The sequence below is a fragment of the Rhizobium sp. CC-YZS058 genome (assembly GCF_034720595.1).
In the GTDB taxonomy this organism is placed as follows: domain Bacteria; phylum Pseudomonadota; class Alphaproteobacteria; order Rhizobiales; family Rhizobiaceae; genus Ferranicluibacter.
Map to the genome: position 1 here is coordinate 844,583 of NZ_JAYESJ010000001.1, position 13,818 is coordinate 858,400.

12 protein-coding genes are annotated in these 13,818 nt (G+C 67.3%); 4 read left to right on the forward strand and 8 right to left on the reverse strand.

The genetic code is table 11. The features are described from left to right. On the reverse strand, positions 1-246 hold the full coding sequence (locus U8330_RS04125; RefSeq protein WP_323103867.1) for a BON domain-containing protein: 246 nt from the start codon (positions 244-246) through the stop codon (positions 1-3). A gap of 234 nt (positions 247-480) precedes the next feature. Between U8330_RS04125 and U8330_RS04130 the strand changes: the two genes are divergently transcribed. Then, complete coding sequence (locus tag U8330_RS04130; protein WP_416236815.1) at positions 481-1,629, forward strand: fumarylacetoacetate hydrolase family protein; 1,149 nt, start codon at positions 481-483, stop codon at positions 1,627-1,629. 56 nt (positions 1,630-1,685) lie between these two features. Here U8330_RS04130 and U8330_RS04135 read toward each other — a convergent pair whose 3' ends face one another. The 6 genes from U8330_RS04135 to U8330_RS04160 all read right to left on the reverse strand — a co-directional run bounded on the left by U8330_RS04135 (position 1,686) and on the right by U8330_RS04160 (position 8,464). Next, positions 1,686-1,808: a hypothetical protein gene (locus tag U8330_RS04135; protein ID WP_323103869.1), complete on the reverse strand. Its 123-nt coding sequence runs from the start codon at positions 1,806-1,808 to the stop codon at positions 1,686-1,688. A gap of 169 nt (positions 1,809-1,977) precedes the next feature. Further along, complete coding sequence (locus U8330_RS04140) at positions 1,978-2,430, reverse strand: DUF3429 domain-containing protein (protein WP_323103870.1); 453 nt, start codon at positions 2,428-2,430, stop codon at positions 1,978-1,980. Positions 2,431-2,440: 10 nt separating this feature from the next. After that, positions 2,441-3,409: an NAD(P)/FAD-dependent oxidoreductase gene (locus U8330_RS04145; protein ID WP_323103871.1), complete on the reverse strand. Its 969-nt coding sequence runs from the start codon at positions 3,407-3,409 to the stop codon at positions 2,441-2,443. A 34-nt stretch (positions 3,410-3,443) separates the two neighbouring features. After that, a complete protein-coding gene (locus tag U8330_RS04150; RefSeq protein WP_323103872.1) occupies positions 3,444-3,761 on the reverse strand; it encodes a Dabb family protein in 318 nt (105 codons plus the stop codon). 166 nt (positions 3,762-3,927) lie between these two features. After that, entirely contained in the window at positions 3,928-7,200 is a 3,273-nt protein-coding gene (locus U8330_RS04155) for a helicase-related protein (RefSeq protein WP_323103873.1), read from the reverse strand. A gap of 154 nt (positions 7,201-7,354) precedes the next feature. Next, entirely contained in the window at positions 7,355-8,464 is a 1,110-nt protein-coding gene (locus U8330_RS04160) for an MFS transporter (protein WP_416236898.1), read from the reverse strand. Positions 8,465-8,717: 253 nt separating this feature from the next. Here U8330_RS04160 and U8330_RS04165 point away from each other — a divergent pair, with 253 nt between their 5' ends. From U8330_RS04165 to U8330_RS04175, 3 genes are all read left to right on the forward strand, one after another. Then, positions 8,718-9,578 (forward strand): helix-turn-helix transcriptional regulator, encoded by an 861-nt coding sequence (locus U8330_RS04165; protein WP_323103875.1) that lies wholly within the window; start codon positions 8,718-8,720, stop codon positions 9,576-9,578. A gap of 68 nt (positions 9,579-9,646) precedes the next feature. Then, a complete protein-coding gene (locus tag U8330_RS04170; RefSeq protein WP_323103876.1) occupies positions 9,647-10,447 on the forward strand; it encodes an inositol monophosphatase family protein in 801 nt (266 codons plus the stop codon). 63 nt (positions 10,448-10,510) lie between these two features. Further along, entirely contained in the window at positions 10,511-11,266 is a 756-nt protein-coding gene (locus tag U8330_RS04175; RefSeq protein WP_323103877.1) for an SDR family oxidoreductase, read from the forward strand. A 6-nt stretch (positions 11,267-11,272) separates the two neighbouring features. Here the strand turns inward: U8330_RS04175 and U8330_RS04180 are convergent, their stop codons facing one another. Beyond that, positions 11,273-13,648, reverse strand: coding sequence for a glycoside hydrolase family 3 N-terminal domain-containing protein (locus U8330_RS04180; RefSeq protein WP_323103878.1), 2,376 nt, complete (start codon positions 13,646-13,648; stop codon positions 11,273-11,275). Positions 13,649-13,818 lie beyond the last annotated feature (170 nt).

A 13,818-nucleotide genomic window follows, 5' to 3' on the forward strand; every position in this document is an offset into this window, starting at 1 on the left:
TCAGGAGGTAAGCACGATCTGGTCCCGAACCTCGCAGCCGACCAGGCTGCGGGCAAGATCCACGGCCCGGCGGCGCAGATCGTCGCTGCGGATCGTGCCGTCCAGCACCAAGGCCGAGCCGCTCTGGCTGACCACGATCTCGGCATCGTCCAGATCGCTCTCGTAGAGCAGGGCGGAGGTCACGGAGGCGGCGGCGGCAGCCAGGTTCGGCGTGCGGGCGGCGGCGGTAAAGAGACCCATGAACATGACGGTCGCTCCTTTGTGAGGAATCGCGGGATTCATTCTGTTCATCTGGCGTTCATCTTCGCACGATCATCCGCCGATGTCACCCCGATGACGGGGATGTGATCCCCGTCCAGTGGGGCATCCCGCGACGCACGGCTGCAAAGCGGCTTGATCCGGTGAGGGCAGCGCAGCTAAGTTGCTGGCGAAATTGCAAAAATGCAGGCGGTGCTAAGAACTGCCCTGCGGAAGGATGGAATGGACATGCAGCAGGTCTACAAAGCGGGATGTTTCATCGGCCGTGTCTGGCGCGATGATCGCGCCGGGCCCTCGGTCGTCACGCTCCGGGACGGTCAGGTGATCGACATCACCACCAAGGCAGCGCCGACGGTGCGCGACGTCATGGAGCAGCCCGACCCTGTGGCCTTCATCGCCGCGCAGCCGGGCGAGGCTGTGGGTACGCTCGAGGCGGTGCTCAACGGTTCCGCCACCGGCATCAGGCTCCTGGCGCCCGTCGATCTGCAGGCGGTCAAGGCCTGCGGCGTCACCTTCGCCCGCTCGATGCTGGAGCGCGTGATCGAGGAGAAGGCTGCCGGCAATCCTGACCTTGCGGCCAAGGTGCGCGACCGGATCAGCGCCTTGATCGGCGACAGCCTGCGCAATCTCAAGGCCGGCTCGCCCGAGGCCGAGCGGGTCAAGGCGGCGCTGATCGAGGAGGGCGTCTGGTCGCAATATCTGGAAGTGGGCATCGGGCCGGATGCCGAGGTCTTCACCAAGGCGCCGGTGCTCGCCTCCGTCGGTCACGGCAGCGATGTCGGCATTCATCCGGTCTCGCGCTGGAACAATCCGGAGCCGGAAATCGTGCTGGCGGTCGACAGCCGCGGCGCGATCAAGGGCGCGGCGCTCGGCAACGACGTCAACCTGCGCGATGTCGAGGGTCGCTCGGCCCTGCTCCTCGGCAAGGCGAAGGACAACAACGCCTCCTGCGCCATCGGTCCGTTCATCCGTCTCTTCGATGAAAGCTTCACCCTCGACGATGTCCGTCAGGCCGAGCTGGAACTGACGGTGGAGGGAGCGGATGGGTTCGTGCTGAAGGGCGCGAGCCGGATGAGCGAGATCAGCCGCGATCCGACCGATCTCGTCGCCCAAACGATCGGGCCGCATCATCAATATCCGGACGGGCTGGTTCTGTTTCTGGGAACGCTGTTCGCACCGGTCGAGGACCGGGATGCACCTGGTCAGGGCTTCACTCACCATGTGGGCGACCGGGTAACGATCGCCAGCCCCAAGCTCGGGGCTCTGACCAATGTGGTGCGGCTGACGACGGATTGTGCGCCCTGGACCTTCGGTCTTGCCGACCTCATGCGCAATCTGGCATCGCGCGGTCTTCTCGGGCGTGAGGGCTGAGGGCTCAGCGGCTCTTCTTCCGGCTCCGTCTCAGGGCGGGGCCGGCCTTGTATGTCTTAGAGGCCGCGCTGCTGGCGCTTGGCGATGTCGCGGGGTGCGGCGTCGCTGCGGGTGGCAACAAAGCTGTCCCAGATCCGGCTGCGGACCGCGGCGGTCTGGAAGCTGTGCTTGGCGTTCATGGTCGTCTCCACTGTCTGTTGCCTCCTTCTACAGAGATCCGAGACAAGGTGCTGTGCGTTTTGCGCATCGCTGCCGCGCGGCAACGCGAGACCGGACAGGCTCTGCTGACACAGGGGACAGGCTCTGCTGACACAGGGGACAGGCTCTGCTGACGCAGGCTGGTCGGCCTCACCCGGCGACCAGCATCACGAGATAGGCGCAGAGCACGATCAGGGTCACCAGGCAACGCAGGCGAAAGTACCAGGGCTTCTGGCGGCCGACGCGATAGGAGACCGAATCGCAGCCGAGAGCCAGGATGAAGCACGCGGCCTGCACGAGAAGGGCAAGGACAAGCGGCATGGGAAGGATCAGCGTGGCAAAGACCAGAAGCGCGATCGCATTGGAGAGGAGCAGAAGCGGCGTGACCTTCAAAGTATGGATCTCGGCCTGCATCCAGATCGTGCCGGCCATGAAGCTGGCAATCACGGCACCATAGGCGAGGAAAGCGCGGGCAAGGCTGCCTGGCGGCAGATCGCCGGCAAGCCGAAGTTCCAGCCCCGCAGCGTGGCCGATGGCGAGGGCCAGAAAGGGCAGGGCGCCCAGCAGGGTCAGTGTCTGGGTCAGGCGTATCGATCGGTCCATGCCGTCCTCCTCAGGGGTGAGCGGCGAGCGCCTCGGCAAGGCTCGCGCCGCTTTCGAAGGCCGCTTCCACCCGGTTTGCCCGGCACCAGTCGCCGCAGGCGGCCAGTCCCTGATCGGCATCCAGAAGATGCGGCAGACCCACTGCTTGTTCCACGCTGGCATAGCGCCAGCGATGCAGATCGAGCCAGGGCGCGGCAGAAAGGTCGTGGCCGGTCAGCGCCTGCAGCGCCGCAAGCATCGCGGCCTGCACAGCGGAACGGTCCTCCTCCAGATGCGCATCGGCCCAGTCGTTGCGGCTGTGGATCACCAGGCTCTCCGTCTGCGGGCGCCCCGGCTTGGTGGCGGTTCGCGCCAGCCAGGAGAGCACGGGGTGGTCGATGCGGACGGCGTCGAAGGGGAGCGGCAGCACAGCATCGAGGCCGATCATCAGCGTGAAGCAGCCGCGCATCTGCGCCCCGGCGATCAGCGGCTGCAGCGTCGAATCCGCCGGAAGGAGCCGGGCGGCCTGGGGTGCGGGCGTGGCCGCAACCACATATTGGAACGGACCGTGACGTTCGCCGGCGCTATCGATCAGGTGCCAGCGTCGCGCCTCGCCTTCCAGGCGGGCGATCTCGACCGCGCGCCGCAGGTCGAGCCCCTCCGCCATCCAGGCGGCGAGCCCGCTCATGCCGGGTGTGCCGACGAAACGGGGTTCGCTCTGCCGGTCCGGCCGGTCCCGCTGCGGCAGGCTGGCAATCGGGACCTGCCAGTGTGCCACCGCGCCAACCGCCATCGCCTGGTCGATCAGCGCCCGGAAGGTGGGCGACCGCGCGGTGAAGTATTGCGCGCCGTGATCGGCGTCGAAGGCGCCACGCCGGCGATGCGCCATGCGCCCGCCCGGACCACGGCTCTTCTCGAAGATGGTCACCTCCGCCTGCCCTTGGAGCCTTCGGGCGAGCGTCAGGCCGGCGAGGCCGGCGCCGATGACCGCAATCGTCACGCCGGTCACCGCCTGGAGGGGAAAGAGGCCGCGCTCATGCGCCGACCTCCAGATCGAAGACCAGAACGCCGTCGACCCCGCCGGCTGCGGCGGCGACGATCAATCCGCCAAGGCGGCGATGCTCCTCATCCACGAGATAGGCATCGCGTGCGGCCGCGCTGTCGAAATCGACGATGAAGCCCTCGGAATAGCCCTTGTCCATGCCGGTCTCCGGGCTGACATTTTCGCCGGCGTGAACCGTGCGCATGCCGTCGATCCGCGCCTCCAGCGCCGCAATCCCCCGGTAGATCTCCACCTTTTCGGCCGTGGTGACGGCCGGGCGGAAGCGAATGAAGACACAATGACGGATCATGAGCTGACAGTCCTGAGATGGCGAAGGGGCGAAGGAATGCGCAGAGGATGGACGCGGCCAAGACTTCGGCCCCGTCCGCTCCCACGAACATAGCGCAGGACGGAGCGGCTGCAATGCGCAGCGTCTCCGCCCTTACGGCTCCGTGTGTAACCCGCCGGTTCCGGTCTCAGTCCTGCGCGCCGGAAAGGCCGAGTAACGTTTCCAGGAGTTCCAGCCGCGCCATGCCGTCGGCGGTTTCCCGGGTGAGCAGAAGGCGGCCGTCCTTGACTTTCAGCGGTCCGCCCTGGCGAAGGCGCCGCGTGGTGGCGGCGGCCGGCTTGCGGGAAAAGCTGAAGGCCAGCGCCAGGGGACCGCCATCGATCTCGGTCATCCGGTGATCGGCCGCGGCAACCGTGGCGCGGGCGAGGCGAAGCAGGATCAAGGCCTCCGCCGGGCAGGCGCCGAAGCGGTCTTCCATCTCCTCCTCGATCCGATCGATCTCGGTGACGCGCCGGGCCTTGAGCAACCGCGAATAGAGCGTCAGCCGCACGGCGGGCTCGGGCACGTAATCGTCCGGCAGGCGCCCGTCGATCCCGATACGCAGGGTCGGACGCTGGAAGAGGCGGTTGCCGACGGCCCGCTCGCCGCCCATGGCGGAGGCCAGCAGCTCCTGATAGAGGCTCGTGCCGATGACCTTCACATGGCCTGCCTGGTCCTCGCCGAACAGATCGCCGGTGCCGCGCAGATCGAGATCCTGCTGGCTGATGGCGAGCCCGGCGCCGAGCCGGTCGTGGGCAACCAGGACGGACAGCCGCGCCGTCGTCTCCTCGGCCACCGGTTCGCCGGGCGGGGTGGTCAGATAGGCAATGCCCTGCATGCGCCCACGGCCGACCCGTCCGCGCAGCTGATGCAACTGCGCAAGGCCGAACCGTTCGGCATCCCAGATGAGGATGGTATTGGCGCGCGGCACGTCGAGCCCGCTTTCGATGATGTTGGTGGAGAGCAGGATATCGCCTTTGCCGTCGGCAAAGCCGACCATCACCTCATCGACCTCGGCGGCCGGCATCTTGCCATGCGCCATAGACACCGAAAGATCGGGCACCAGCTCGCGCAGCAGCGCCTCGACCGTGGCGAGATCCTCGATCCGCGGCACGACGACGAAGGACTGTCCGTCACGGCGCTTCTCCCGCAGCAGCGCGGTGCGGGCCGTGGCCGGATCGAAGGGGGCAAGGAAGGTGCGCACGGGACGCCGCCGGGCGGGCGGCGTGGTCAGAAGGCTCACATCCTGCAGCCCGATCAGCGCCTGCTGCAGCGTGCGCGGAATGGGCGTCGCCGTCATCACCAGCACATGCAGGCCGGGGCTCAGGCGCGAAATGGCGGCCTTGTCGCGCGCGCCGAACTTGTGTTCCTCGTCGATGATCATCAGGCCCGGCCGGGCGAAGCCGACATCGCGGGCAAGAACCGCCGAGGTCGCGACGACGACGTCGATGCTGCCCTCCTTCAACGCCGCCTTGACGCGTTTGGCGTCGGCCGGTTTCACGAGACGCGACAGCAGGGCGACCCGCTTGCCGGTGCCGGCGAAGCGGCGCTCGAAGGTGGCCTGGTGCTGGCGGGCAAGCACGGTGGTGGGTGCCAGCACGATGACCTGGTGCCCGGACAGCGCGGCAATCGCTGCCGCCCGCAGCGCGATCTCGGTCTTTCCGAAGCCGACATCGCCGCAGATCAGGCGGTTCATCGGCCGGCCGGAGGCGAGATCCTCGCGCACGGCGGCAATCGCCGCGCTCTGGTCCGGCGTTTCGGGGAAGGGGAAGCGCAGCGCGAAGCGAGCATAGGCGTCGCGGGGCGGGACGAGCTTCGGGGCCGGGGTGGCGGCGCGCTGGCGCGCCAGTTTGGCGAGCTTGCGGGCCGCCTGGTCGATCTCGCGCGAGACGATCGCCCGCTTCTTCGACCAGGCATCGGTGTGCAGCCGGTCGAGCGACACGGTGTCCGGCGCCGAGCCGTAGCGCCAGATCCGGCCGAAATCGCGCATCGGCACGCGCACCGAGCTGTCGCCATGATAGGTGAGCCGCGCCGTATCGGTCGGCACGCCGTCAATGTCCACCGTTTCCACCGCCGCCAGCAGGCCGACGCCGTGATCCTGGTGCACCACCACATCGCCGACGGCGAGATCCGGCTCCCGCAGCACGGCGGCACCGTCGCCCTGCTCGCTGACATGGCCGAAGAGATCGGCGACCGAGATGACCGTCAGGCGGGCCTGGCGGTCGATGAACCCTTTCTCGAGCGAGAACGCGCTTTTGAAAAGCGGGCCGTCGCTGTCCCTCAGGGCGGAGAAGTCCGGAACGGCGGCGAAGCGCAGTCCCGAATGGTCTTCCAGACGCTTCAGCATGGCGGACAGCCGCGGATGCTCTCCGCAGATGAGAATGCGGTGGCCCTTGTCCAGTTCTTCGCGCAGGAAGGCGCGGGGTGCGGCCGGCTCGGCCCGCATGTCCGGCAGCCGCTCGCCGCCGGTCAGCGCCAGTGTCGCCGTTGCATGGCGTGCGAGGCCCGCCTCCCAGTCCTGCGCGGAGAGGTACAGCGTCGATTGTCCCTCGCGAAGCCCGCCGAGCTCGCATTGCGCGCTGCGGGCCTCGGCGATCGTATCGAGCGCCGCGTCCAGTCGCGCCTCCATCTCCTCGGCCAGCAGCAGTCGGCACGGCGGCAGAATGTCGAGCACTGAGGAGAGTTGGCCATAGTGGCGGTAGAGCAGGCGCTCCATGTCGCCGCCTTCGATCGTTTCACCCTCTTCCGGCGGACCGATCAGTTCGGAAGCCGGGCCGAACAGCATGGTGTCGAGCGTTTCCACGCTGCGCTGCGTCTCGGGATCGTAGACGCGCATCTCCTCGACTACCTCGTCCTCGGTCAGGACGATTCGCATCGGATGGTCCCAGCCAGCGGGGAAGATCTCGACCATGTCATCCCGGAAGCTGACCTCGCCCGGCTCGTCGACGACGCTGTCGGAGAGATAGCCGGTCTCCTCGGTAAAGCGTTCGAAGGCCGCGCGGTCGAAAGGCTTGCCGGTTTCGATGGTCAGCCGCGTTACACGGATGATCTCGACCGGTGGCACGCGCTGGAGAAGAGCGTCGAGCGGGGCGACAAGAACGTGGCGGCTCTTGCCCGCTTCGTCCAGCCAGACCCGCAGTGCATCCATGCGCCGACCCATGGCACGGCGGGAGGGGAGGATCCGGTCATAGGGCAGGCAGTCCCAGGGTGGCAGCAGCACCGGTCCGCTGTCCGGCGCCAGCGCCTGCAGCGCTTCGGCCACCGCCATCGCTGTCGATTCGGTCCGCGCCACGTAGAGAAGCGGCCGCGGGTCTTCCCTCAGGGCTCCGATGAGGCGGGCGGCAATGAGCGAGGAGGAGAGGCGCGGTGCAGGCGCATCGATGGTTTCCGCCGCCGGAGGCGCGTCGGACATGGCGGACATGAACGGAATTTCTTCGGCGGGAAGCGCGGTACTGACAGACCCTGCGGACACGGGAACCTCGAACTGGGAGACGGGCGGATGCCCATCAGCGGGGGAGGTTCATTCAATCATCCGGCGGCGGCAAAGTTCCCGCCGCCGGATGCCGTTCGCTCGTTCAGGCCGCGCGTTCGCGCGGCAGGCGGGGCAGGAGCACGGTCAGAAGTCCGAGCAGCGGCAGGTAGGAGCAGAGGCGATAGACGAACTCGATGCCCTGCCGGTCGGCAAAGAGGCCGAGAACCGCGGCGCCAATGCCGCCGAAGCCGAAGGCAAAGCCGAAGAACATGCCGGCAATCAGCCCGACGCGCCCCGGAACCAGCTCCTGTGCGAAGACGACGATGGCCGAGAAGGCGGAGGAGAAGATGAAGCCGATCACGATCACCAGCACCGAAGTCCAGAACAGGTTTGCGTAGGGCAGCATCAGCGCGAACGGAATGACGCCGAGGATCGAGAACCAGATGACGACGCGCGCGCCGAAGCGGTCGCCGATCGGCCCGCCGAAGAAGACGCCGGCGGCGGAGGCACCGAGGAAAAGGAACAGGAGCAGCTGCGCATCCTGCACGCCGATGCCGAACTTCTCGATCGTGTAGAAGGTGAAGTAGCTGGAGATGCTGGCGAGATAGGCGTTCTTCGTCGCGGTCAGCACGACCAGCACGGCGAGCGTGAAGAAGACCGTGCGGCGCGGCAGCGGAAAGGTGCGGCTGACCGGCGGTCGTCCGGCCATGCTGCGGCGATGGCGGGTGTACCAGATGCTGACAAAGGAAAGGATGGCAAAGCCGGCAAGCGCGATCAGAGATAACCAGCCGAGGCTCGCCTGTCCGTGCGGAATGACGATGAAGGCGGCGAGCAGCGGGCCGATGGCCGTGCCGGTGTTGCCGCCCACCTGGAAGATGGATTGCGCCAGACCATGGCGCCCGCCTGAAGCCAGTCGCGCGACGCGGGAGGCTTCCGGGTGGAAGATCGCCGAGCCGATGCCGATCAGGCAGGCGCCGAGCACCAGAATGGGAAAGCTGTTGGCAAAGGCGAGCGTCAGCAGGCCGGCACAGGTGGAGAGCATGGCGGCCGGCAGGGAGAAGGGCATGGGCCAGCGATCCGTCACCACACCGACGGCCGGCTGCAGCAGGGAGGCCGTCACCTGGAAGGCAAAGGTCAGCAGGCCGATCTGCACGAAATCCAGCGCATAGCTCTCCTTCAGCAGCGGGTAGAGCGAGGTCAGCAGCGACTGCATGATGTCGTTCAGCATATGGCAGACGCTGGCGGCGAAGATGATGGAGAAGGTTGTCTTCTCGATGCCGGCAAGCGGGGCCGCGGCGGGGACGGCGGCGGTTGCGGGCGTCAGGGGGGAAGGCGAAACGACACTGGCCATGGGATCTCCTCGGTGTAAGCCGGATGCGACGCCTCTCGTCGCGTGCGGATGCTCTAGCGCGCTTGACGCTGGCCTGCTTTTGCGATCTGCTTGCATTCTTTCGTGAGTGGGCCAAATGCGACAGCCGACAGCACAGAAAATCGCTCTTGCGCCACCGTCCGACGCGGCAGAGCACCAGGCAAGCCTGCAGCGCATCGATGGCGCCAATGCGCCGGTCTTCGCGCTTCGCCGGGTCTATCCGCTCGGCTACCGTTCGCCGCGTCATTCCCATCGCAAGGCCCAGCTCTGGGGCGCGCGACGCGGCGTCGTCATGGTGTCGACGGCGGATGGCCGCTTCATGGTGCCGCCTGGCCACGGGCTCCTGATCCCGGCAGGGCTCGACCATGCCTCGGAAGCGCTGAGCGAGGTGGAGATGCTCTCAATCTACGTTTCCCCGCTGTATGGCGGGGCGGACAGGCCGCGTGTTGTTGAGATCACGCCGCTGGCCCGCAGCCTGATGCAGGATCTGGTGGCGGAGGAGGGCCGGCCGACGGATGCCAACCGCCAGCAGCTGGTCATGAACCTGCTCCTGGACGAGATCACCCGCCTGCCGCACCGCCCGCTCGGCCTGCCGATCCCGCAGCATGAAGGGCTGGCGCGGCTTTGCCGGCGCTTCTTGAAGGCCCCTTCCGCCGTGGAGAGCATCGACGACTGGGCGGCCGCGCTCACCATGAGCCGGCGCAGCTTCACCCGGCTGTTTCGTGCCGAGATCGGCATCAGCTTCGTCACCTGGCGCCAGCAGGCCTGCCTCTTCGCCTCGCTGCCGAAGCTCGCCTCCGGCGAAAGCGTCACCTCGGTCGCGCTCGATGCCGGCTACGAGAACATCGCCGCCTACACGACCATGTTCCGCCGCATGCTGGGCAGCCCGCCCAGCACCTATTTCCGCGAGCGCTTTCAGTCGGCCGTTCTCGACGCTTCAGCGGCGCGCAAGCCCTGAATGCTCTTGTCGCTTCCGGCGGCCAAGCTTAAGGACGCGGCCGGCGAAGGTCAGGGGATTTTGAGCCGATGACGGGCATGAACGAGCGGCTGGCGCGCACCACCGAAATTGTCGACGAGGCGATGGCCGCGGCGCTCGCCTTCTTCGAGGCGCGCGGCAGCATCGCCGCACGCGCCAAGGGCGTGCAGGATTTCGTTTCGGAGGCCGACACCAGCGTCGAACAGCTGATCCGCGCCCGCCTTGCCCAGTTTTTCCCTGACGAAGCGATCGTCGGCGAGGAAATGGGTGGCGAGGCCGGCGAGGCCTACTGGATCATCGATCCGATCGACGGCACGACCAATTTCCTGCGCGGCTCGCCGCTCTGGGGCATTTCGCTCGGCTTCGTTCGGGCCGGCGAACCGGAGCTCGGCGTCGTGGCGCTGCCGGCCTTCGGCGAGGTCTATTCGGCTGCGCAGGGCGAAGGTCTCTATCGCAACGGCCAGCCTTTTGAGCGTGTCGTGCCCTTTGAGGAAATCCGCGTGCTGTCGCTCGGCGATAGCGCGGCAATCTATCTGGAGGAGGTGGCGGCGCTCAATCTCGGGCTCCGGCGCGCCGGCTTCGTGGTCGAATCCATCCAGTCCACCTCGGTCGGCCTCGCCTTTGCCGCGCGCGGCACCTTCGATGGACATTTGCAGAAGCAGACGACCATGTGGGATCTCGCCGGCGGCGCCGTCATTGCGCGCGAAGCCGGGCTCGCGGTGCGGATCGGCATCAAGGCGGGAACGGAGAGCCCCTGGATCGCCGCCGCGACGCCGGCACTGATGGCCGCCACCGAGGCGCTCTGGCCCGAGATCGCCGTGCCGGTCCAGGAACTGGTGGCTGCCGAGTAAGCTGCCTCTTGCCTTTCTGCCTCCGTCCCTAGCTCTTGTCGCGAGACATTCGGGAGGGACGACATGAGTCTTCAGCTGTTCGATCTGACAGGGCGCCGCGCGCTCGTCACCGGCTCGTCGCAGGGCATTGGGCTGGCGCTGGCGCGGGGCCTCGCCGCCGCCGGAGCAGAGGTCATTCTCAACGGCCGCGATGCCGCCAAGCTCGAGGCGGCGCGCGCGCAGGTGCCCGGCGCCACCATGCTGGCTTTCGACGTGACCGACCACCATGCCGCCCGCGCGGCCGTAGATGGTTTCGAGGCGGAGACGGGACCGATCGATATTCTGGTGAACAATGCCGGCATGCAGCACCGTGCGCCGCTGGAGGAGTTTCCGGCCGATGCCTTCGAACGGCTGCTGCAGACCAATATCGCCAGCGTCTTCCATGTCGGCCAGGCAGTGGCGCGCCACATGATCGCGCGGGGCAAGGGCAAGATCGTCAATATCGCCAGCGTGCAGGCGGCTCTCGCGCGCACCTCGATCGCCCCCTACACGGCCACCAAGGGCGCGGTCGCCAACCTGACCAAGGGCATGGCGACCGACTGGGCGAAATACGGGCTGCAATGCAACGCGATTGCGCCCGGCTATTTCGAAACGCCGCTCAATGCCGCCCTGGTCGCCGATCCTGCCTTCACCGACTGGCTGCAGAAGCGCACGCCGGCCGGGCGCTGGGGGCAGGTGGACGAGCTGATCGGCGCCTGCCTGTTCCTCGCCTCCGACGCCTCTTCCTTCGTCAATGGCCATACGCTCTATGTCGATGGCGGCTTGACGGTTTCGCTCTGAGCCGCCTCAGTCGCCCTCGATCAAGAAGCGGCTTTCCATCCGCCAGTCTTCCGGCAGCGGCCGTGTCTCGCCGGTCAGCGTCGCGGTCGCTCGAAGGCGGATATCGGCGCTGGACGCGCCGATCATCAGGTCGATCTCGCCGGGTTCGACGACGCGGACGCCCGCCTGTCCGGTGAAGGCCAGCATGTCGGTCGGCAGGTGGAAACCGACGCGCCGGCTCTCGCCGGCAGCAAGCGCCACCCGCCCGAAGCCCTTCAGCTCCTTGACCGGCCGCACGACGGAGGTGACGCGATCGCGCACATAGAGCTGCGGCACGGCGATGCCGGCGCGGCTGCCAATGTTGCGGATCGTCAGGCCGAGCGCGATCGTCCCCGTGGCAAGATCGACCCGCTCTTCGGCGAGCGCGAGGTCCTCGAAGGCAAAGTCGGTGTAGCTCAGGCCATGGCCAAAAGGAAAGGCGCTGCCGAAATGGCGGGCGATCGGCGTGCCGGCGCTCTTGAGCTTGTGGTTGTAGAAATAGGGTGCGGCACCGGCGCTGCGCGGCACGGAGATCGTCAGGCGTCCGGAGGGCTCGACCGCGCCGGTCAGCACGTCGAACAGGGCCGGTCCCGCCTGCTGCCCGCCGAACCAGGCCATGACGAGTGCCGCGAGCTTCGGCTCCAGACCACCCAGCGTATAGGGCCGGCCGGAGGTGAGAACCACAATCACCGGCTTGCCGGTCTCCACCACCGCTTCGAGCAGCTGCTGCTGCACGCCGGGCAGCGCCAGGCTGTCGACATCGGAGCCTTCGCCCACCGTCCCGGTCTGGAAGATGCCGGAGAGATCGCCGAGGAAGAGGATGGAAAGATCAGCCGCTTCCGCTGCGGCCACCGCTTCGGGAATGAGGTCGAGGCGCGTGGAGAGCGCGGAGGCGAGGGCAAGGCTCGTGCTGTCGTCGACATCGCCAGGAAAGACCGGTGCGCCGAAGCGGCGCTCCTCGAGGATATGGCACCCCTTGGCATAGGTCACCCGGTTGGCACCGAAGGCGGCCTCGAAGGCGGCGCGCGGCGTTACCACCTCCCGCGTCGCCTCTACCTCGTCCTTGACGATAAGGTGGACGGGAAATGAGTAATCGCCGAGCAGCGCCAGCGGGTCGTCGGCGGTCGGGCCGATCAGCGCGATGCTCGCGCTGTTGCTGAGCGGCAGGATGCCGGTATTCTGCAGGATCGTGACCGATTGCGTGGCAACCTGGCGGGCGAGCGCCACCGTTTCCGGCCGCTGGAGGCTGACCGCGCTGTCGTCGGCATAGGGTTTCTCGAACAGGCCAATGCGGAATTTTTCGCTCAGAATGCGGCGGACGATCTCGTCCACCGTGTCGAGCGTGATCAGCCCGCGGGCAAGCGCCGTTTCCAGATGCGCGCTGCAATCCTCGCCCGGAAGTTCCACGTCCAGCCCTGCGTTGAAGGCAAGCGCCGCTGCCTCGGCCCGGTCGGCGGCCACGCCATGATGCTGGTAGAGAAGGCTGATGCCGACATAATCGGCGACGATCAACCCCTCGAAACCCCAGCGCTCGCGCAGCACCGTGGTCAAGAGGTGGCGGGAGGCATGCAGCGGCTCGCCGTCGAGATCGTGATAGGCCGGCATGACGGAGGCGGCGCGGCCAAGCTTCACCGCCATCTCGAACGGCAGCAGGAAGGTGTCGTTCAGCTCCCGCCAGCCGAGATGCACCGGCGCGTGGTTGCGCCCGCCTTCGGAGAAGGAATGGCCGGCGTAGTGTTTGAGCGTCGCCAGCAGGTCCCGCTTCTCGCCCTGCAGGCCCTGCACGTAGCGGGTGGCCAGCAGGCCGACCAGGTAGGGATCCTCGCCGAGCGTTTCTTCCGTCCGCCCCCAGCGGGCATCGCGCGCCACATCCAGCACCGGCGCCAGGCCTTGGTGGCAGCCGATGGCGCGGGCTTCCTCGCCGATTGCCCGCCCCACGGCCTCGATCAGCTCCGGATCGAAGGTGGCGCCATAGGCGAGCGACGAGGGAAACAGCGTGGCCCCGCGCGCCATGACGCCCGAAAGGCATTCCTCGTGCGAAAGGACCGGGATACCGAGCCGGGTTTCCTCCACCAGGAATTTCTGCAAACGGTTCAGCGCCCGCACGCCGGCCACAGGGTCGATCGGCCGCGAGCCAAGCGGCCGGGTGATCTGGCCGAGGCCGAGGGAGAGCAGGCGCTTGAGCTGGTCGGGATCGGTGGCGCCGGTGAATTCGTCGGTGCGCACCTGATGATTCCCGTCTTCGGACAGCATCAGCCAGAGCGCATGCATCTGCGCGGCTTTCTCGGCAATGGTCATCCGGCCGAGCAGATCGGCGACCCGCCGCTCGATGGTCTCCACAGCGTTTTGATAAAGCAGGGTCATGGTCCGTCTCTCTCCCGGTCTGTCTCACGGCTCGCCGCTTCTCCTCAAGCATGGGCGATCCCGAATTTTTGAGGAACGTACCTCTTTTTTTCGGAAGGGAACAGCCGGAAGAGGGATGCGTTCAACAATCACTGGGGACGGCGGGATCGCGGGCCCTTCGCTGCGCCTCT

Excerpts from the sequence above, each read along its gene's own strand:
- U8330_RS04140 (WP_323103870.1), bottom strand. The coding sequence starts at position 2,430 with ATGGACCGATCGATACGCCTGACCCAGACACTGACCCTGCTGGGCGCC.
- U8330_RS04130 (WP_416236815.1), top strand. The coding sequence starts at position 481 with ATGGACATGCAGCAGGTCTACAAAGCGGGATGTTTCATCGGCCGTGTC.
- U8330_RS04150 (WP_323103872.1), bottom strand. The coding sequence starts at position 3,761 with ATGATCCGTCATTGTGTCTTCATTCGCTTCCGCCCGGCCGTCACCACG.
- U8330_RS04180 (WP_323103878.1), bottom strand. The coding sequence starts at position 13,648 with ATGACCCTGCTTTATCAAAACGCTGTGGAGACCATCGAGCGGCGGGTC.
- U8330_RS04125 (WP_323103867.1), bottom strand. The coding sequence starts at position 246 with ATGTTCATGGGTCTCTTTACCGCCGCCGCCCGCACGCCGAACCTGGCT.
- U8330_RS04170 (WP_323103876.1), top strand. The coding sequence starts at position 9,647 with ATGACGGGCATGAACGAGCGGCTGGCGCGCACCACCGAAATTGTCGAC.
- U8330_RS04155 (WP_323103873.1), bottom strand. The coding sequence starts at position 7,200 with ATGTCCGCCATGTCCGACGCGCCTCCGGCGGCGGAAACCATCGATGCG.
- U8330_RS04165 (WP_323103875.1), top strand. The coding sequence starts at position 8,718 with ATGCGACAGCCGACAGCACAGAAAATCGCTCTTGCGCCACCGTCCGAC.
- U8330_RS04160 (WP_416236898.1), bottom strand. The coding sequence starts at position 8,464 with ATGCAGTCGCTGCTGACCTCGCTCTACCCGCTGCTGAAGGAGAGCTAT.
- U8330_RS04135 (WP_323103869.1), bottom strand. The coding sequence starts at position 1,808 with ATGAACGCCAAGCACAGCTTCCAGACCGCCGCGGTCCGCAGCCGGATC.
- U8330_RS04175 (WP_323103877.1), top strand. The coding sequence starts at position 10,511 with ATGAGTCTTCAGCTGTTCGATCTGACAGGGCGCCGCGCGCTCGTCACC.